Origin of the sequence: Pseudolysinimonas sp., from assembly GCF_051954455.1 — a bacterium.
Classification (GTDB): Bacteria; Actinomycetota; Actinomycetes; order Actinomycetales; family Microbacteriaceae; genus Pseudolysinimonas.
Map to the genome: position 1 here is coordinate 21,756 of NZ_JBQCHS010000013.1, position 17,080 is coordinate 38,835.

The 17,080-nt window shown below is 73.5% G+C and carries 19 protein-coding genes; 11 read left to right on the forward strand and 8 right to left on the reverse strand.

Annotated elements, in window-relative coordinates:
- The first annotated feature begins 10 nt into the window (after positions 1-10).
- The gene (locus tag ACTHM3_RS04890; protein ID WP_440404978.1) at positions 11-1,345 is read left to right on the forward strand and encodes a hypothetical protein; all 1,335 of its coding nucleotides are present in this window, start codon (positions 11-13) and stop codon (positions 1,343-1,345) included.
- Here the strand turns inward: ACTHM3_RS04890 and ACTHM3_RS04895 are convergent.
- From ACTHM3_RS04895 to ACTHM3_RS04910, 4 genes are read right to left on the reverse strand one after another with little or no spacing between them, the layout of a single operon-like run.
- Positions 1,335-1,646, reverse strand: a complete 312-nt coding sequence (locus ACTHM3_RS04895) for a DUF427 domain-containing protein (RefSeq protein WP_440404979.1) — start codon at positions 1,644-1,646, stop codon at positions 1,335-1,337. The genes ACTHM3_RS04890 and ACTHM3_RS04895 overlap by 11 nt on opposite strands.
- Before the next feature lie 7 nt (positions 1,647-1,653).
- On the reverse strand, positions 1,654-2,268 hold the full coding sequence (locus tag ACTHM3_RS04900) for a hypothetical protein (protein ID WP_440404980.1): 615 nt from the start codon (positions 2,266-2,268) through the stop codon (positions 1,654-1,656).
- 9 nt (positions 2,269-2,277) lie between these two features.
- A complete protein-coding gene (locus ACTHM3_RS04905) occupies positions 2,278-2,703 on the reverse strand; it encodes a hypothetical protein (protein ID WP_440404981.1) in 426 nt (141 codons plus the stop codon).
- The gene (locus ACTHM3_RS04910; RefSeq protein WP_440404982.1) at positions 2,700-3,128 is read right to left on the reverse strand and encodes an EVE domain-containing protein; all 429 of its coding nucleotides are present in this window, start codon (positions 3,126-3,128) and stop codon (positions 2,700-2,702) included. The genes ACTHM3_RS04905 and ACTHM3_RS04910 overlap by 4 nt, the downstream gene beginning before the upstream one ends.
- Positions 3,129-3,172: 44 nt before the next feature.
- On the opposite strand from ACTHM3_RS04910, the gene ACTHM3_RS04915 reads away from it, so the two are divergent.
- The 3 genes from ACTHM3_RS04915 (at position 3,173) to ACTHM3_RS04925 (ending at position 6,016) form a co-directional block, all read left to right on the forward strand.
- Complete coding sequence (locus ACTHM3_RS04915; RefSeq protein ID WP_440404983.1) at positions 3,173-3,652, forward strand: hypothetical protein; 480 nt, start codon at positions 3,173-3,175, stop codon at positions 3,650-3,652.
- Positions 3,649-4,263, forward strand: a complete 615-nt coding sequence (locus tag ACTHM3_RS04920) for a DUF1684 domain-containing protein (RefSeq protein WP_440404984.1) — start codon at positions 3,649-3,651, stop codon at positions 4,261-4,263. The genes ACTHM3_RS04915 and ACTHM3_RS04920 overlap by 4 nt, the downstream gene beginning before the upstream one ends.
- 178 nt (positions 4,264-4,441) lie before the next feature.
- Entirely contained in the window at positions 4,442-6,016 is a 1,575-nt protein-coding gene (locus ACTHM3_RS04925) for a DEAD/DEAH box helicase (protein ID WP_440404985.1), read from the forward strand.
- 89 nt (positions 6,017-6,105) lie between these two features.
- On the opposite strand, the gene ACTHM3_RS04930 is transcribed toward ACTHM3_RS04925, so the two are convergent.
- On the reverse strand, positions 6,106-6,678 hold the full coding sequence (locus ACTHM3_RS04930; protein WP_440404986.1) for an NUDIX hydrolase family protein: 573 nt from the start codon (positions 6,676-6,678) through the stop codon (positions 6,106-6,108).
- 39 nt (positions 6,679-6,717) lie between these two features.
- Here ACTHM3_RS04930 and ACTHM3_RS04935 point away from each other — a divergent pair, with 39 nt between their 5' ends.
- Complete coding sequence (locus tag ACTHM3_RS04935) at positions 6,718-7,326, forward strand: alpha/beta hydrolase (protein ID WP_440404987.1); 609 nt, start codon at positions 6,718-6,720, stop codon at positions 7,324-7,326.
- Positions 7,323-7,982 carry an alpha/beta hydrolase gene (locus ACTHM3_RS04940; RefSeq protein WP_440404988.1) on the forward strand — a complete coding sequence of 220 codons (660 nt, stop codon included), beginning with the start codon at positions 7,323-7,325 and terminating at the stop codon, positions 7,980-7,982. The genes ACTHM3_RS04935 and ACTHM3_RS04940 overlap by 4 nt, the downstream gene beginning before the upstream one ends.
- On the opposite strand, the gene ACTHM3_RS04945 is transcribed toward ACTHM3_RS04940, so the two are convergent.
- Together ACTHM3_RS04945 and ACTHM3_RS04950 are read right to left on the reverse strand one after the other, a co-directional pair.
- Positions 7,979-8,998 (reverse strand): MFS transporter, encoded by a 1,020-nt coding sequence (locus tag ACTHM3_RS04945; RefSeq protein WP_440404989.1) that lies wholly within the window; start codon positions 8,996-8,998, stop codon positions 7,979-7,981. The genes ACTHM3_RS04940 and ACTHM3_RS04945 overlap by 4 nt on opposite strands.
- The gene (locus ACTHM3_RS04950) at positions 8,971-9,246 is read right to left on the reverse strand and encodes a hypothetical protein (protein ID WP_440404990.1); all 276 of its coding nucleotides are present in this window, start codon (positions 9,244-9,246) and stop codon (positions 8,971-8,973) included. Before ACTHM3_RS04950 ends, ACTHM3_RS04945 begins: the two co-directional genes overlap by 28 nt.
- Positions 9,247-9,330: 84 nt before the next feature.
- Between ACTHM3_RS04950 and ACTHM3_RS04955 the strand changes: the two genes are divergently transcribed.
- From ACTHM3_RS04955 to ACTHM3_RS04965, 3 genes are read left to right on the forward strand one after another with little or no spacing between them, the layout of a single operon-like run.
- Positions 9,331-13,971 carry an ATP-dependent helicase gene (locus ACTHM3_RS04955; RefSeq protein ID WP_440404991.1) on the forward strand — a complete coding sequence of 1,547 codons (4,641 nt, stop codon included), beginning with the start codon at positions 9,331-9,333 and terminating at the stop codon, positions 13,969-13,971.
- 4 nt (positions 13,972-13,975) lie between these two features.
- Positions 13,976-14,785: a DNA-formamidopyrimidine glycosylase family protein gene (locus ACTHM3_RS04960; protein ID WP_440404992.1), complete on the forward strand. Its 810-nt coding sequence runs from the start codon at positions 13,976-13,978 to the stop codon at positions 14,783-14,785.
- Between the two features lie 25 nt (positions 14,786-14,810).
- A complete protein-coding gene (locus ACTHM3_RS04965; RefSeq protein ID WP_440404993.1) occupies positions 14,811-15,383 on the forward strand; it encodes a hypothetical protein in 573 nt (190 codons plus the stop codon).
- Here the strand turns inward: ACTHM3_RS04965 and ACTHM3_RS04970 are convergent.
- Complete coding sequence (locus ACTHM3_RS04970) at positions 15,380-15,919, reverse strand: hypothetical protein (RefSeq protein ID WP_440404994.1); 540 nt, start codon at positions 15,917-15,919, stop codon at positions 15,380-15,382. The genes ACTHM3_RS04965 and ACTHM3_RS04970 overlap by 4 nt on opposite strands.
- A 196-nt stretch (positions 15,920-16,115) precedes the next feature.
- On the opposite strand from ACTHM3_RS04970, the gene ACTHM3_RS04975 reads away from it, so the two are divergent.
- Positions 16,116-16,283, forward strand: coding sequence for a hypothetical protein (locus tag ACTHM3_RS04975; protein WP_440404995.1), 168 nt, complete (start codon positions 16,116-16,118; stop codon positions 16,281-16,283).
- Between the two features lie 145 nt (positions 16,284-16,428).
- Positions 16,429-16,995, forward strand: coding sequence for a hypothetical protein (locus ACTHM3_RS04980; protein WP_440404996.1), 567 nt, complete (start codon positions 16,429-16,431; stop codon positions 16,993-16,995).
- Positions 16,996-17,080: the final 85 nt, after the last annotated feature.

The following is a 17,080-nucleotide window of genomic DNA, read 5'->3' on the forward strand; positions in this document are numbered from 1 at the left end:
GAACACAGGAATGATGTCGATGTCCCGGTTCGCCGGTGCCCTGGTCACCGTCGCCCTCGCGGGCGCCCTGGCCCTCGCCGGCGCGTCCGCCGCCTCCGCGGCCCCGGTCGCCGCCTCCGCCGCGACCCCCGGCGTCTCGGCCACCTGCTCGACCCTCACGGTCAAGCCGCAGGGCTTCGCCGACAAGGGCGAGCTCCGCGTCGTCGTCGACGGCGAGGTCCAGACCGACGGCTCAGCCCAGAAGGACGCGTCCGGCGACGACTGGAGCGTCTTCACGGGCAGCTACGCCGGCGTCTACGCGTTCGACCCCCGCGTCGCGCACCGATACTCGATCCAGATCAACTCCTTCGCCGCGGACAGCGCCGGGCGCACGTTCTCGTCGGGCACCGGATCCGACTCCACGTGGAGCGGCACGACGACGCCGTGCGACCCGGTATCGCTGCGGGTCGCGGCCACGAACTGCATCAGCCCGGGATCAGCTGCGAAGCAGGGTCTCGACCTCACGATCGGCGAGCTGCGTCGCAGCACGACCTACCTCGTCGAGGTGATGACCGACGGCGCCGTGGTGACGCACTTCCAGTTCCGCACCCAGCCCGAGGTCACCAAGCACTTCTCCGGTCTGGTGGCGGGCACCGACTATCTCGTCCGCGTCACCGACCAGTCGGATGACGAGCTCTCGACGTCGCAGCACATCACGATCCCCGGTTGCGCCTCCGCGATCGACCTCGACGCGAGCGTCGCGCTCTGCACGTCCGGCACGGGCACGACACCGATCACCGCGGATCTGGGCGACCTGGTCGTCGGCCGCGGCTACCAGGTCGCGCTCACCTCGGACGGCTCGAGCCAGCAGCTGCCGGTCGTCTCCATGCGGGGCGACGACCGTTCCCACAGCGTCCGGTTCGCCGGGCTCGCGCCGGGGTCGTACCGCGTCGCCGTCAGCGACGACGCCGCGCCTCGCACGACGCGGAGCGGATCGCTCACCGTCACGTCCTGCTCGACCGGGATGGGCGACAGCGCCACCGGCGGCGTCAGCGCGGGCGGCGTCGCGGGGGCGGACACCCGCGGGGGGGCGGGAGGTTCCGCGTCCACCGCGACGCAGCTGAAGACCCTCGCGCTCACCGTGACCGCGGACGGCGCGCCGGTCGACATCGCCGACTCCGCATCCGGCTCCGCGGCGCAGCCGAAGGTCGGAGCACCGACCGCGACGCTCGCCCGGACCGCGGACGCAGGCCCGTTGGTCATCGCGGGGATCGCGATCCTCGCCGCGCTCCTCCTCCTCGCCGCGATCGTGATCTGGATCGTCCGCCGCCGTCGGAACGGCGGCGCGGAGGCCGCTACTCCGTGACCTGGACGTCCTTCCAGAACGCGACGTAATTGGAGAAGTCCTTGCCGACGCGCTCGAACGCGGTCGGATACGGCGTCGGGTAGCTCCAGGCGCGGTCCTGCAGCAGCTCGCCGGAGGCCGGGTCCTTGACGGAGAAGTACTGGCACTCGCCCTTCCATGGGCAGGTGTAGGGCGTCGGGCTCTCCTGGAGGAACTCCGACTTCACGCTCGAGGGCGGGAAGTACGCGTTGCCCTCGATGTGGATGATGTCCTCGGCCGGAGCCTCGGCGATGACGGTGCCGTTCAGCGTTGCGGTAGCCATGTGAGGGTCAACCCGCCGGGGCCTCGCGGGATTCCCGCAACTCCTGCCAGCGCGCCAGCATGCGATCGCCGCCTCTCCCCCACTGGAGAGGCCCGATCCCGCCGATGCCCGCGCGGCCGAGGCCGATCGGGATGTCTGTCCGCTGTCCGTGGCGCTCGATCGTCGCGGTGATCGCTTTGACGGGCGCGAGGATCGACACCCAGTTCATCGAGAGCTGCACGTCCAGCACGTGCGGCCAACAGACTCCGAGCAGGACCGCACCGTCGCGCGAGCACAGGAAGAAACCCTTGCGATCAGCCCCGACGAAACCCCACCCCAACGCGATCGGCTCAGCCTGACCGGCGCTGCGCAGCGCCGCCCTCGTCTGTGACGTGGCGTACATCAGCCAGACGTCGGCCTCCGGATGCTTGCGCTTCACCCGGCGGGACGCGGATCGCACCCACCACAAGAGCGCCAGATTGATCGCACCGGCGAGGGCAGCGAACCCGAGGAAGGTCGCCGCGCCGTCGAGCATCGGCCGCCACGCCCCGGTGCCGAGATGCACGGCCGATTGCACGATCGCGATCGACAACGCGACAACGATAGCGATCGCGGAGGTGACCAATCCCCGGTCCTTCGGCATGCCGCGAGGCTACTCGGCGCGCAGCTCCCGGGCGCTGACCGAGGCGCTGACGAGATGCCGCGTCGCGGTGCGCAGGCCCCGGTAGGCGGCCGCCGCCGCCGCGGCCTCGGGCGACTGGTGATCGATGCCGACGCCGGCGATCGCCTCGATGATCGCGCCGGCGGCGAGGAGGTCCTCGACGGCGAAGCGCAAACTCCCGTCGGGGCGTGCCGCTCCGGCGGCGACCACCGCGATGCGAAAGCGACCGCCGAGCCGCTCCTGCTCGGCGAGCGCCCACGCGGCGATCTCGTCCGCCTCCTCGAGGGTGCGGGATCCGTCCGCGCCGTCCAGCTGGTCGACCCAGAGGACCGCGTCGGCGTCGACCGCGATCGCGTCGCGACCGGGCGCGCCCCAGTCGAACCGCACCTGGTAGGAGGTCTGGGACGCCGCGCTCACGCGAGCAGGCTATCCGCCCCCATCTCGCGGGCGATCAGGGCGAAGTCATGCGGCGTCACCTCGAGGTGGCCGCGGCGCAGCTGGAATCCCCAGTTGGGGTTGCCACGGGTGAGGTCGAGCACGTCGAGGAGCGGCGCGATCGGGGCGGGGACCGCGGCGCCGTCGTAGTCGACCTTGCGTCGCCAGGGGCGGAAGTCGCCTTCCTCCGACTGCCAGGGCTCGCCCGGCGCGATGCGGCCGATCGCGGTGAATTCGCGGAGCGGATCGCCCTGGGGGTAGCTCGTCTTCGGCGAGTAGTAGACGAATCCGTCGCCGGGCTGCATCCGCGCGACGCCCGCCCTCGCGCCGTGGTTGGTCTGCGCGATCCCGAGCGCGACGCCGCGCAGGACGTGCTCGCGCTGCACCACACCCAGCCAGTACCTCATGCCCGGATGATGCCGCCGACCGCCGACAGTGGGAGGCTGGAGCCATGCGCGTCGCCCTCAAGCTGGTGCTCGACTGCCCGCCCGACGCCGCGTGGGAGGCGCTGCAGTCGCCCGACGTGTTCCGGGAGGTGTTCCACCCCTTCGCGAACGTCGAGCCGATCGACCCGCCGGTGTTCCCCGAGCGCTGGCCCGACGGGGCGTCGCTCCTGCGGATCACCTCGTTCTCCGGCCTGGTGCCGCTCGGCGACCAGATCGTCGACCTGTCGCGGACGGTGCGCGGCGACACCCGCATCCTCGAGGACGCCGGCCACCCGGTCACCGGACCGCTCGCCCCGCTGACGCTCTGGCGCCACCGGATGGCCGTGTCGCCGACCGAGGACGGCCGGACCCTCTACCGCGACCGGCTCGACTTCCGCGGCCCGGTGGCCGTGCCGTTCTGGCCGGCGCTCTGGGAGCTCTGGCAGTACCGCGGCGGTCGGCTCAAGAAGCTGGCGCCGACGTTCGCGACGCGGTTCACGCGATGACCCCGCTCGACGTCGTCGACTGGCGCCGCACGGTCTTCGCGCTCTACGAGACGGTGCGCCGCGAGGACGACCCGGCGACGGCGCACCGGCTCTGGCGCGACGGACGCGACGCGCTCTTCGCGAACCACCCGGCCACGCCGCTCCTGCCGGAGGACCGCGCGGGCTTCACCGGGCTCCCGGTCGCCGACTACGATCCGGCGTGGCGCTTCACCCTCGAGCTCGAGCCGGCGGACCCCACCGGGTTCGCCTTCGAGACCGGCACCGACGGCACGGTCGTCTTCGAGCGCGCCGGGCTCGTGCGCGTGCCGGAGGTCGGGTCGTTGGAGGTCTGGCGGCTCACCGGCTACGGCGGCGGCCTCTTCGTGCCGGTCAAGGACGGCCTGAAGGGCCGGCACGGCGGAACCTACGGCGGCGGGCGCTACCTGCTCGACACCATCAAGGGCGCCGATCTCGGCTCCGACCCGGCGGCGAACACGCTCGTCATCGACTTCAACTTCGCGTACAACCCGTCGTGCGCCTACGACCCCGCGTGGGCGTGCCCGCTCGCCCCCGCCGGCAACACGGTCGCGGCCGAGATCCCCGTCGGCGAGCTGTATTTCGGCTCGTACTGATACGGTGGATGACGGCGGAGCTCAGCGCCCGCCCGCGTCGTAGAACGCTTCCCTCGCCGCCCGTGTGCTGATCGAGCCTGTCGACATCAGCTCAGGGCCCGGCTGACATCTTCTCTGCGGCGAACTTCTGCGCCCATCGGCGCCGTCGCCCATCCCACGAAAGACCCGTACGACTCCTATGTCCGACATCACGTTCGGCACGCTCGGCGTGCCCTATCCGCTCCTCGAGGTGCTCACCTCCGAGGGCAAGACCACCCCGTTCCCGATCCAGGCCGACACGCTGCCCGACTCCCTCGCGGGGCGCGACGTGCTCGGCCGGGGCCGCACCGGCTCCGGCAAGACGCTCGCCTTCGCGCTGCCGCTCGTCGCCCGTCTCGGCACCCGCCTCGCCGGCGGTGCGCGCCGCGCCGGCCGTCCGTTGGGCCTCGTCCTCGCACCGACCCGCGAACTCGCCACCCAGATCGAGGCGACCATCGCCCCGCTCGCCGCGGCCTACGGTCTCACCACGACGACGGTCTTCGGCGGCGTCTCGCCGAACCGGCAGATCGCCGCGCTCAAGGCAGGCGTGGACATCGTCGTCGCCTGCCCGGGCCGCCTCGAGGACCTCATGAGCCAGAAGCAGGCGCACCTCGACGCGATCGAGATCACCGTGCTCGACGAGGCGGACCACATGGCCGACCTCGGCTTCCTCCCCGGCGTGACGCGGATCATGGCCGCGACCCCCGCCGACGGGCAGCGGATGCTGTTCAGCGCCACGCTCGACCGCGGCGTCGACAAGCTCGTCGCCCGCTTCCTGCACAGCCCCGTGCGGCACGAGGTCGACGAGGAGACCTCGCCGGTCGTCGACATGACGCATCACGTGTTCGGGGCGGCCGACGTCGCCGCCAAGAACGACCTCGTGCGCGCGCTCGCCTCGGGCACCGGCCGTCGCATCCTCTTCATGCGCACCAAGCACCAGGCGAAGAAGCTGGCGCGCACGCTCACCGAGTCCGGGATCCCGGCCGCCGACCTGCAGGGCAACCTCTCGCAGGCGCACCGCGAGCGCAACCTCGCGGCGTTCGGCGCGGGCGAGATCCGCGTGCTCGTCGCGACCGACGTCGCGGCGCGCGGCGTGCACGTCGACGACGTCGAGCTGGTCGTGCACGTCGATCCGCCGGCCGAGCACAAGGCGTACCTCCACCGCAGCGGCCGGACCGCGCGAGCCGGCTCGTCGGGCGACGTCGTCACGATCGTCCTGCCGACGCAGGAGGGCGACCTCAAGCAGCTGCTCCGACGCGCCGACATCACGGCGCCGATCCAGCGGGTGACCGCCTCCGACGCGGCCGTGACCGCCCTCGTCGGCGAGGTCGCCGCTCACGTCACCCCGGCGCCGCGCGAGCAGCGTCCGCAGGGTGGCGGCGGCGCCTCGACCGGCGCCAATGCGCAGCGCAAGCGCGCGAATCGCGAGGCACGTGCCGGCGGCACCGGCGGAGGGCGCGGCGCACAGCAGCGCTCGCGCGACGGCCAGGCCGCGGCGCAGCCCGCCGGCTCCGGCCGTCCGCGTCGCGATCGCTCGGGTCGCGCTGCCGGATCGTCCGCGGGTGCGGCGCGCTCGGGCCAGTCGTCGACCCGCGGCGGCAGCACGCCCGTGTGGTCGTCCGGCGGCGGCGCGAGCTCCGGCTCGACCCGCGCGGGCGGCGGCCAGTCGGCTCCGTCCGGCAACCCGCGTCGCGGCGGCCGCCGCGCCGGGCGTCCGGCGGGCACGTCCCGCTAGGCCCCGGCCGGCCGGGCGCGGCGCGGCGCACGACGCCGCGATCGGTTGCTCGGCGCCCGCCCGGCGTCGTGATGCCGATCTCGGCGCTCCTAGCCGAGCACTCCGACGGAGGCGAGCGCCGCGCGCAGCAGCGTGCCGCGGCCTCCCTCCAGCTCGGCGTGCACCTCGGGGCTCGACGCCTCGGCGGGCGTCAGCCACGACACCTCGAGCGCGTCCTGACGCGGCTCCAGGGTGCCGGTGATCGGCACGACGTAGGCGAGCGCGACGGCGTGCTGGCGCTCGTCGACGTAGGCGCTCAGCCCCGGGATCGGGAAGTACTCGGCGACGTGGAACGGCACCGGGCTCGCCGGCAGCTGCGGGAACGCCATCGGCCCGAGGTCCTTCTCGAGGTGGCGGAACAGGGCGTCGCGCAGGGTCTCGCCGAACATGACCCGTCCGCTCACGATCGTGCGCGTGATGTCGCCGTGCGCGTTGGCGCGCAGCAGCAGCCCGACGCTCGTCACGACGCCGAGGCCGTCGACCCGCACCGGCACCGCCTCGACGTACAGGATCGGGATCCGGCGACGCACGTCGGCGAGCTCCTGATCGGTCAGCCACGCCGAGTTCGGCTCGCGGGGCTCGAAGTCGTCGGGAGGCGGGTCCGGGGTGCCGACGGAGCTCATGCCCCCATTGTGTCCGCTCGCGCGGGCTAGCCTCGACACATGGAGATCGACGCCTCGGCCGTCATCTGGAACCGCGACGATCGCGAGGGCCGCCCGCTCCTCCTCATCCTCCACGGGCTGGGCGCGAACGAGCACGACTTCCTGCCGATCGTGCCGATGCTGCCCGAGGGCCTCGCGATCGGGTCGGTGCGCGCGCCGATCGCGTTCCCGCCGGGCTGGTCGTGGTTCCCGCCGGAGCAGACGGCCGAGCTGCCGGCGCAGGTCGACGACGCCGCGGATGCCGTGATCCGCTTCATCGAGGCGCAGCCGGCGCCGTCCTCGGTCGGTCTGCTCGGCTTCTCGCAGGGCGGCGCGATCACGGTGCACGTGCTGCGGCGCCGACCGGAGCTGCTCGACTACGCGGTGAGCCTCGCGGGATTCCTCCCCGGCACCGGCGACGACACCGCGCTCGCGGCCCGCCGCCCGCCGCTCTTCGTCGGCTGGGGCGAGTCCGACGACGTGGTCCCCGCGGCCTGGCACACCATGCTCGTGGAGTGGGCGCGCCCGCTGACCGCGCTCGAGGAGCGCACCTATCCGGGGCTCGTGCACGCGGTCTCCGAGCAGGAGATCGCCGACGCCGCCGCGTTCGTCGAGGCCCATCGGGGATGACGCCGGCCGTCGCGCTCGACGTCGACGCGATCCGATGGAGCGCCTCGCCCGAGGCGCGGCTCGGCCGCCCGCTGCTGCTCGCGATGCACGGCCGGGTGAGCGGCGAGCAGCGGCTCGTCGCCGCATCGGCGGCGTGGCCCGAGGACTACGTCATCGCCCACCTGCGCGCGCCGTGGCCCGAGGACGACCGCTGGTCGTGGTTCGCCGCCGACAACGAGCGCGGCGATCCGCGACCCGAGGACGCGATCGCGTCGGCCGACGCCGTGCTCGGCTGGCTCGCGACCCTGCCGCCCCCGCCGCTCGTCGGCGCGGGCGGGTTCTCGCAGGGCGGCGCGATGGCGCTCGAGCTGCTCCGCCGCGATCCCGACCGGGTGGCGTTCGCGGTGAACCTCGGCGGCTTCTCCGTCCGCGGCGATCGCGAGCGCGACGCCGAGCTGCGGGAGCGGCGTCCGCCGGTCTTCTGGGGGCGCGGCGGGATGGATGACGTGATCCGCCCGTCCGCGATCGACCGCACGACGGCGTGGCTCGACGCCCACGCGACGACGACCGCGCGGCTCTATCCGCGACTGCGGCACACGGTGTCGCGGCGGGAGGCGGAGGATGCCGGCGCCTTCCTCCGCGAGCGGCTGGGCGGCGGGGCCGACGAGCGCGACTAGGCCGGCGCGGCGTCCAGCCCCTCCGGCGCCGGGCCTCGCGCGGCCCGCATCGCGGCGCGCCCCGACGGCACGAGAACTGCGATGAGCATGACGGCCGCCGTCGCGACGCCGCCCAGCACGAGCAGCAGCTGCACGCTCACGACGTCGGCGAGCGGACCGAACCCGACCATGCCGATGGGCGTCGCGAGCGCCATGACGATGCCGACGTAGGAGAACACGCGGCCGAGCCTCTCCGGATCGGAGGTCTCCTGGATGAGGGTCATGAAGGGCGCCGAGAACGCCGGCACGACGAGCCCGAACAGGAACATGACGCCGTAGAAGATCCAGAGGTTCGGGCTGAATCCGAGCGCGACGTCGAGGATCGCGAAGCCGAACGTCGAGGCGAGGATGAGCCCGAGCCGGCTGCGCTTCGCGAGGAACGTCGACACCGCGACCCCGCCGAGCGTCATGCCGATGCCGAACGCGATCTCCATCCCCGCGAGCATCCACGGCTCGTCGCCGAACGAGCGCGCGATCATGAGCGGCGTCAGGAACGACGGCGCGACGGTCAGCAGGAAGATGATCGTGAAGACGGCGAGCAGCCACCGCACGACCCCGTGCCCGCCGACGTAGCGCAGGCCGTCGGCGAGGTCGGCGAAGTAGCCGGTGGTGGACTCCGTCATCCGCTGCAGCGACGGCACCCGCACGACCGCCATGAGGCCGATGCCGATGACGGCGGTGACGACGTCGATGAAGAACGTGGGCACGATCCCGACCAGCCCGAAGACGAGCCCCGCGGCGGCGGGCGCGACGAGCGTCATCGCCGACTGCACCGTGCCGAACAGCCCGTTGACCCGCAGGAGCTGATCCGGCGGCGTGATCTGCGGGATCATCGCCTGCACCGCCGGCTGCTGCACCCCGGCGCCGACCGAGCGCACCCCGACGGCCAGCAGGATGATCCCGAGCTCGGTGATGCCCGAGATCATGACGAGCGCGAGGGCGAGCGTCGTCAGCGCGATGACGCCGTCGGAGACCATGCCAGGATCCGGCGGTTGATCCGGTCGGCGAGCGTGCCGCCGAAGATCGACACGATCCCCTGCGGTGCGAACGCGGCGAGCGCGTAGAGGGCGAGCGCCCAGCCGGACTTCGTCTCGAGCGTCACGTACCACATGACCGCGTACTGGACGATCATCGAGCCGAACAGCGAGACCGTCTGCCCGCCGAGGAAGACCGCCACGTTGGCGCGCCAACGGGCGGGGACGTCCGGTGCCTCCGTGGCCGCCATGTGGACAGCGTACACATCGCCGCCGACACCGCAGCGGGGCTGAGAACCCGGCGGCGCGACGGTGGTCGGTCGGAAGATATGGGGATGGCCTCCGCCCTCGATCCGTTCTCGCCCGCCACGCGGGCGTGGTTCGAAGGCGCGTTCCGCGAGCCGACGCCGGCGCAGGCCGGGGCGTGGGAGGCGATCTCGTCCGGACGGCACGCGCTCGTGGTGGCGCCCACCGGTTCCGGCAAGACGCTGTCGGCGTTCCTGTGGTCGCTCGACCGCCTCGCGGCGACGCCGCCGCCGCCGGAGCGGAAGCACCGCACGCGGGTCCTCTACATCTCGCCGCTCAAGGCGCTCGGCGTCGACGTCGAGCGGAACCTCCGGGCGCCGCTCGTCGGCATCACCCAGACCGCCAAGCGGATGGGCACCGAGGTGCCGCCGATCACGGTCGGCGTGCGCTCGGGCGACACCCCCGCCGGCGACCGCCGGCTGCTGCTGCGGGAGCCGCCGGACATCCTCATCACGACACCCGAGTCGCTCTATCTCATGCTCACGAGTTCGGCGCGCGAGACCCTCGCCGGGGTCGAGACGGTGATCATCGATGAGATCCACGCGGTCGCGGCGACGAAGCGCGGCGCCCACCTCGCGGTGTCGCTGGAACGGCTCGACGCGATGCTCGAGGCGCCGGCGCAGCGCATCGGGCTCTCGGCGACCGTGCGGCCGGTGGAGGAGGTGGCGCGGTTCCTCGGCGGACCGGCGCCGGTCTCCATCGTCAAGCCGCCGATCCAGAAGACGTTCGACCTGCGCGTGGTCGTGCCGGTCGAGGACATGACGGAGCTCGGGGCGCGCCAGACGGACGAGGCGCTCGACGACGACGAGGGCGCGCTGCAGAGCGCCGGCTCGATCTGGCCGCACGTCGACCGCGCGATCGTCGACGAGATCCTGCAGCACCGCTCGACCATCGTCTTCGCGAACTCGCGCCGGCTCGCGGAGCGGCTCACGGCGTCGATCAACGAGCTGTACGAGGAGTCGCTGACCGGGGCGGCGCCGGCCGGGTTCCCGGCGCAGGCCGTCGGCGGCTCCGGCATCACGGGGGCCGCCAGGGTGGCGGCGGCGGTCTCCGAGACACCGGTGCTCGCCCGCGCCCACCACGGGTCCGTGTCGAAGGAGCAGCGCGCGATCATCGAGGACGACCTCAAGTCCGGGCGGCTGCGCTGCGTCGTCGCGACGAGTTCGCTCGAGCTCGGCATCGACATGGGCGCCGTCGACCTCGTCATCCAGGTGGAGTCGCCGCCGAGCGTCGCGAGCGGCCTCCAGCGGGTCGGCCGCGCGGGTCACCAGGTCGGGGAGATCTCGAAGGGCGTGCTCTTCCCGAAGCACCGCGCCGACCTGCTGCACACGACGGTCGCGAGCGAGCGGATGACGGCCGGGCTCATCGAGGCGATCTCGATCCCGCAGAACCCGCTCGACATCCTCGCCCAGCAGACCGTCGCCGCGACGGCCCTGGGCGGTACCGACGGGCAGAGCGTCGACGTCGACGAGTGGTACGACACGGTGCGCCGCTCGGCCCCGTTCGCCACGCTGCCGCGCTCCGCGTTCGACGCGACCCTCGACCTCCTCGCGGGCCGCTACCCGAGCGACGAGTTCGCGGAACTCCGCCCCCGCATCGTGTGGGACCGCGTCGCCAACACGATCGCCGGCCGGCCCGGCTCGCAGCGGCTCGCGATCACCTCGGGCGGCACGATCCCCGACCGCGGCCTGTTCGGCGTCTTCATCGTCGGGGCGGACGAGGGCGCGCGCCGCGTCGGCGAGCTCGACGAGGAGATGGTCTACGAGTCGCGCGTCGGCGACGTCTTCGCGCTCGGCGCGACGAGCTGGCGGATCGAGGAGATCACCTCCGACCGGGTGCTCGTCTCCCCCGCGTTCGGCCAGCCGGGGCGCGTGCCGTTCTGGAAGGGCGACGGGCTCGGGAGGCCGGCGGAGCTCGGCAAGGCGATCGGCGCCTTCACGTCGGAGCTGCTCGCGTCCGGCAGGAAGGCCGACGCGGTCGCCGAGCGGCTGCGCGCGGCCGGCCTCGATGAGTACGCGGTGGCGAACCTGCTCCGCTTCGTGCAGGAGCAGAAGGACGCGACCGGCGTCGTCCCCACCGACACGACGCTCGTCGTCGAGCGCTTCCGCGACGAGCTCGGCGACTGGCGGCTCGTCCTCCACTCCCCGTACGGCATGCCGGTGCACTCGCCGTGGGCGCTCGCGGTCGCGGCGCGGATCCGCGAGCGCCTCGGCGTGGAGGGCTCGGCCATGGCGGGCGACGACGGCATCGTCGTGCGGCTGCCCGAGACCGACGCGGAGCCGCCCGGCGCCGAGCTCTTCCTCTTCGAGCCGCAGGAGCTCGACGAGCTCGTGACGCTCGAGGTCGGCGGCTCGGCCCTGTTCGCGTCGCGGTTCCGGGAGTCGGCGGCGCGGGCGCTGCTCCTGCCGCGGATGAACCCGACCCGGCGCTCCCCCCTGTGGCAGCAGCGACAGCGCAGCGCGCAGCTGCTCGAGGTGGCGCGCAAGTACCCGAGCTTCCCGATCATCCTCGAGACGGTGCGCGAGGTCCTGCAGGACGTCTACGACCTGCCCGCCCTCGACGCCCTCGCCCGGGAGCTCGCGGCCAACCGGGTGCGGATGGTCGAGGTCGAGACCGACGTGCCGTCGCCCTTCGCGCGCACCCTGCTGTTCGGCTACGTCGCCGCGTTCCTCTACGAGGGCGACTCCCCGCTCGCCGAGCGCCGCGCGGCCGCGCTCTCGCTCGATCCGACCCTGCTGGCCGAGCTGCTCGGCCGGGCCGAGCTCCGCGAGCTGCTCGACCCGAAGGTCATCGAGCAGACCGAGCTCGAGCTGCAGCGGCTCGCGCCCGAGCGCCGCGCGAAGGACGCCGAGGGACTCGTCGACCTCCTGCGGATGCTGGGGCCGCTCACGGTCGCGGAGCTGGAGGCGCGCGCCCTCGACGGCGTCGTCTCGGTCCCGGTCCTCGACGATCTCGCCCGCGCGAACCGCATCCTGCGTGCCGCGATCGCGGGTGAGGAGCGCTGGGCGGTGATCGAGGACGCGTCGCGCCTCCGCGACGCCCTCGGCGTCCCGCTCCCGATCGGCGTCCCGACCGCCTTCCTCGAGCCCGTCGCCGACCCGGTGGGCGACCTCGTCAGCCGCTACGTCCGCACCCACGGCCCGTTCGCGGCGAGCGACGCGGCCGCCCGTCTCGGGCTCGGCGTCGCCGTCGTGACCGACGCGCTCCGGCGGCTCGCGGCCGACAGGCGCGCAGCGGAGGGCGAGTTCCGGCCCGGCGCGACCGGCACCGAGTGGGTGGATGCGGAGGTGCTCCGCCGGCTGCGGGCGCGCTCCCTGGCCGCCCTCCGGTCCGAGGTGGAGCCGGTCCCCCAGCGCGCGCTCGGACGCTTCCTGCCGGACTGGCAGCACGTCGGCACCCTCGAAGCCGGCGCATCGCCGCGGCCCGGCCTCCGCGGCCTCGACGGCGTCATCGCCGCGATCGATCAGCTCGGCGGCGTCGCCCTCCCCGCCTCCGCGTGGGAGTCGCTCATCCTGCCGAGCCGGGTGCGCGACTTCTCGCCCGCGATGCTCGACGAGCTCACGACCACCGGCGAGGTGCTCTGGTCGGGCCGCGGCGAACTGCCGGGGGGTGACGGGTGGCTGGCGCTGCACCTCGCCGACACCGCGCCGCTCACGCTGCCGGTGCCGGATCCCGACGCGCCCCCGCTCGCCAGCATGACGGAGCTGCACGACCGGATCCTGCTGGCGCTCACCGGCGGCGGCGCCTTCTTCTTCCGGCAGCTGCAGCAGCAGTCCCTCGCCGCGAACGGTCCGGCCGACGACACCGACGTGGCCCGAGCTCTCTGGGATCTCGTCTGGGCCGGGCTCGTGACGAACGACACGCTCGCCCCGCTCCGCTCCCGCCTCGGCGCCACGACCACCCGTCCTCGCAGCACGCCGCGCGGGCGGCAGTACCGCGCCCGCGCGCGGGTCGCCGCCTCGCTCGCGCAGACCGCGCCGCCGACTGTGGCGGGCCGCTGGAGCCTCCTCCCCCAGCCCGAGACCGCGACGACGGTGCGTGCCGCCGCCCTCGCGGAGCAGTTGCTCGACCGGCACGGGATCGTGACCCGCGGCGCGGTGCAGAGCGAGGGCGTGGCGGGCGGCTTCGCGCTCGCCTACAAGGTGCTCGCCGGCCTCGAGGAGACCGGGCGGACCCGCCGCGGCTACTTCGTCGAGGGGCTCGGCGCCGCCCAGTTCGCGACGCCCGCCACCGTCGACCGCGTGCGGGCGTTCGCAGCGGAGCCGGACGATCCGTCCGCGGGTTCCGGAGAGCCGCCGGTCGCGATCACCCTCGCCGCGACCGACCCGGCGAATCCGTACGGCGCCGCCCTCTCGTGGCCGGAGATGGAAGGACACCGCCCGGGGCGGAAGGCCGGTGCGCTCGTCGTGCTCGTCGACGGCGGGCTCGCGCTCTACGTCGAGCGCGGCGGCAAGACGGTGCTCGACCTGCTGCCCCACGACGACGCCGAGCGGACCGCGGCCTGCCGATCCGCCGCCGCCTCCTCCCTCGCCGCCACCGTCCGCGCGACCGGCGGCCGGATGCGCGTCGAGAAGATCGACGGCGCCTTCGCGATGGGCACCCCGCTCGGCGACGCGCTGATCGCGGCGGGGTTCGCCGCGACGCCGCAGGGCCTGCGGCTTCGGGGCTGATCGGATGCCCGAGGGCGACACCGTCTACCGCACCGCGCTCCTGCAGAACCGCGCACTCGCGGGCTCGGTGCTGACCGGCTTCGAGGTCCGGATGCCGCAGTTCTCGACCGTCGACCTGACCGGCGAGACGGTCGTCGAGGTCGCGAGCGTCGGCAAACACCTGTTCCACCGGTTCAGCGGCGGCCTCAGCCTGCACACCCACCTCAAGATGGAGGGAGCCTGGCGCACCGTCGCGCCCGGCGCGCGCTGGCCGCGCCCCGCCTTCCAGGCGCGCGCCGTGCTGAGCGCCGCGGACGTCGTCGCGATCGGGTTCGAGCTCGGCGTCACCGAGCTGGTCGCCACCGTCGACGAGGAGTCGGTCGTCGGCCACCTGGGGCCCGACCTCCTCGCCCCCGAGGCGTCGACGCGTCCCGGCCCGCACGCGTGGGATCCGGAGGAGGCGCTGCGGCGGCTGCGCGCCGAGCCGGAGCAGACCGTCTTCGGCGCGATCCTCGACCAGCGCAATCTCGCCGGCATCGGCAACGTCTACGCCAACGAGCTCTGCTTCGTCCGCGGACTCCTTCCGACCCGCCCGATCGGCGAGGTGGCCGACCTGCCGGCGCTCGTCGCGCTCGCCCGGCGGATGCTGCGGGCCAACCGCGACCGCTTCACCCGGTCGACGACCGGCGATCTGCGCCCGGGTCGGCGCAGCTGGGTGTACGGCCGCACCGGCCAGCCGTGCCGGCGCTGCGGCACGACCCTGCTCGGCGGTGAGCTCGGCCGTCGTGAGGGCGAGGAGCGCGTCGTGACCTGGTGCCCCGTCTGCCAGAGCTGAGGACCGCCCGGCATAGGGTGGGCGCATGACCTCGTCCGAGCCCTCGCGGCGGCAGCCGGAGCCCGCACCCCCGGCGGCCCCGGCGGCGCCGGGATCGCTCGACGCGCCGCCCGAGAACGTTCAGCGCGGCGTCGCGCTCGCGCTCATCGTCCTGCCCGCCGGGATCGTGGTGTGGGACCTGCTCTGGACGTTCGGCCTGGTCGCCTCGATCGTCGCGTTCGGCGTGTCCTGGGGAGCGCTGCGCCTCTACCGGCTCGGCTCCAACGGGGCGTTCAGCCGGACCGGCGCGATCGCCGTCCTCGTCATCACCGCGGCCACCATGGTGCTCGCCTACATCTCCGGTTTCGCGGTGGAGCTGATCCCCTCCTACCTGGACGTCACGGGCCGCAGCGTCGCCGACGCGCTCGTCGACGGGCGGTTCTGGCAGCAGGTGTTCGCCGCCATCGCCGACCCCCGGTTCACCCTGCAGCTGGTGATCGCGGTCGCGTTCACGGCACTCGGCTGCGCACGCATCCTGATCGCGGCGTTCCGCAGCACCCGCCCGGCCGCACCGCTCGCACCACAGCCACCGTCGCAGGCCGACGAGCCCCGCGCTTAGGCCTCGTCGCGCGGGCGCCAGCTCCGGGCCAGGACGAAGAGCAGCCCGGCGATGATCAGCACGCCGATGCCCATGAGGAGCGGCGCCCCGACCGTCATGGTCGCGGCCGCGTAGTAGCCCACGACACTCGCGGCGCGACCGTCGGCGATCGCCGCGAATCCCTGGCCGAGCCACACGGCACCGCCGACGATGAGGAGCACGGCGAGCGCGCCGGCGGCGAGGTAGAAGGGATTCCGGGTGACGTCACGCGGCGTCGCCGAGACCTCGGGCGGGACGGTCGGCTCGGAGGCGTGCGGGACGACCGCCGTTCCGACCGGCTCCGCGGCGGTCGGAACCGGCGCGGGAGCGGGAGGCCCGGGGATCATCGCCGGAGCCGGAGAGGTGGCGGCGGATCGCTCGTGCGCCGGGTGGGGATCCGCGGGCGGCGTCCGGCGGAGCGCCGACTCGCCTCGCGGCTGGGTACGGACGTCTCCCCGGTACCCGCGCTGGAACGCCGGGTCGTACCGGGGGTCGATGCGTTTCGGGTCGTCGGGCATGCCCACCTCCGCGATCCGAGCCTACGACTTGAGGCTCGTCGCGGTCCGACAGCGGCTGAACGCCGACTGACAGCGCCTGGTCGTTGCCTGGAGAAGCACCGTCTCGACCGCACGCTCTCGGGACCATGGAGGTCGTACCACGCGAGGCCCCCGACCCGATCGGCCCCGGCCGGACGTGAGAGGGAGAGTCAAGAAGATGAACATCCTGGCGATCATCGTCGCGATCATCGCGGTCATCCTGCTGCTCACGGGCGGGTTCGTGCAGTCCCTGCAGTTCCTGCTCTGGGTCGGCATCGTGCTGCTCGTGATCGCGGTCATCGTGTGGCTGGTCCGCTTCATCAGCGGACGCGGAACGCGCGTCTAGTTGTCGTCCCTCACTGGGAGCGGTGACGGCCGGTGGATCGATTCCACCGGCCATCACTGTCTTAGCTCGGCGCGCGATTGTACGGGGCCCCCGAACGGGGCACAAAGCCCTGGCCGGAACCCGGGGACGGTGCGAGGCTGAGGCCATGACGTTGCAGGCCGTGGGGCCGCTCGCGGGCAGCGGGCACGCCAACGAGGTGGTGCTGAAGCACCTCGGCGAGGTGGCGGTCGACGCCTCGCGACTGGAGCTGGTCGCGCGCGAGGTCGCACGCGCCGTCAAGCTCCGGGATCCGGAGGACAGGACGGTGCCGCGACTGCAGCGCGAGCGTTTTGTCCCGCCCCCGTGGAGCGTCGCCACCGCGAAGGACGTCGCCGGCTGGGCCGGCAGCGTCGCCCGCCTGCTGGATACACGCGATCGGATGTTCGCGGCGAGTGGTGGCGCCCACTTCTCGGGATCGCGCGGCGACACCATCGCGACCGAATCGGCGGACGGCACCATGTTCCCCGCCGACGAGGAGTACCTCGGCCGGCTCCTCCACCGGCTCGAGCGCCAGCTGGCAGCGGGGCGGGACCTCCTATTCCGCCTCGACTACCACGACGAGAGCGGGCAGCGGTGGCCGCTCGTCCAGCTGTACGCCGCTGCGGACGACGAGCAGCGGGGAATGACCATCGCCAACCTGCCCGCCGATTGGCGCGCCTGGCTCAGCGCTTGATCGTCCCGAGAGACATGCCTGACCCCCGGCCGCACTGAGTCCGTTCCGATGAGGATGCGTCTATAGTCGCTCGCGGACACCGGGT

Coding starts and splice junctions, on each gene's coding strand:
- ACTHM3_RS04890 (WP_440404978.1), top strand. CDS start 11: ATGATGTCGATGTCCCGGTTCGCCGGTGCCCTGGTCACCGTCGCCCTC.
- ACTHM3_RS04895 (WP_440404979.1), bottom strand. CDS start 1,646: ATGGCTACCGCAACGCTGAACGGCACCGTCATCGCCGAGGCTCCGGCC.
- ACTHM3_RS04900 (WP_440404980.1), bottom strand. CDS start 2,268: ATGCCGAAGGACCGGGGATTGGTCACCTCCGCGATCGCTATCGTTGTC.
- ACTHM3_RS04910 (WP_440404982.1), bottom strand. CDS start 3,128: ATGAGGTACTGGCTGGGTGTGGTGCAGCGCGAGCACGTCCTGCGCGGC.
- ACTHM3_RS04915 (WP_440404983.1), top strand. CDS start 3,173: ATGCGCGTCGCCCTCAAGCTGGTGCTCGACTGCCCGCCCGACGCCGCG.
- ACTHM3_RS04920 (WP_440404984.1), top strand. CDS start 3,649: ATGACCCCGCTCGACGTCGTCGACTGGCGCCGCACGGTCTTCGCGCTC.
- ACTHM3_RS04925 (WP_440404985.1), top strand. CDS start 4,442: ATGTCCGACATCACGTTCGGCACGCTCGGCGTGCCCTATCCGCTCCTC.
- ACTHM3_RS04930 (WP_440404986.1), bottom strand. CDS start 6,678: ATGAGCTCCGTCGGCACCCCGGACCCGCCTCCCGACGACTTCGAGCCC.
- ACTHM3_RS04935 (WP_440404987.1), top strand. CDS start 6,718: ATGGAGATCGACGCCTCGGCCGTCATCTGGAACCGCGACGATCGCGAG.
- ACTHM3_RS04940 (WP_440404988.1), top strand. CDS start 7,323: ATGACGCCGGCCGTCGCGCTCGACGTCGACGCGATCCGATGGAGCGCC.
- ACTHM3_RS04945 (WP_440404989.1), bottom strand. CDS start 8,998: ATGGTCTCCGACGGCGTCATCGCGCTGACGACGCTCGCCCTCGCGCTC.
- ACTHM3_RS04950 (WP_440404990.1), bottom strand. CDS start 9,246: ATGGCGGCCACGGAGGCACCGGACGTCCCCGCCCGTTGGCGCGCCAAC.
- ACTHM3_RS04955 (WP_440404991.1), top strand. CDS start 9,331: ATGGCCTCCGCCCTCGATCCGTTCTCGCCCGCCACGCGGGCGTGGTTC.
- ACTHM3_RS04960 (WP_440404992.1), top strand. CDS start 13,976: ATGCCCGAGGGCGACACCGTCTACCGCACCGCGCTCCTGCAGAACCGC.
- ACTHM3_RS04965 (WP_440404993.1), top strand. CDS start 14,811: ATGACCTCGTCCGAGCCCTCGCGGCGGCAGCCGGAGCCCGCACCCCCG.
- ACTHM3_RS04970 (WP_440404994.1), bottom strand. CDS start 15,919: ATGCCCGACGACCCGAAACGCATCGACCCCCGGTACGACCCGGCGTTC.
- ACTHM3_RS04975 (WP_440404995.1), top strand. CDS start 16,116: ATGAACATCCTGGCGATCATCGTCGCGATCATCGCGGTCATCCTGCTG.
- ACTHM3_RS04980 (WP_440404996.1), top strand. CDS start 16,429: ATGACGTTGCAGGCCGTGGGGCCGCTCGCGGGCAGCGGGCACGCCAAC.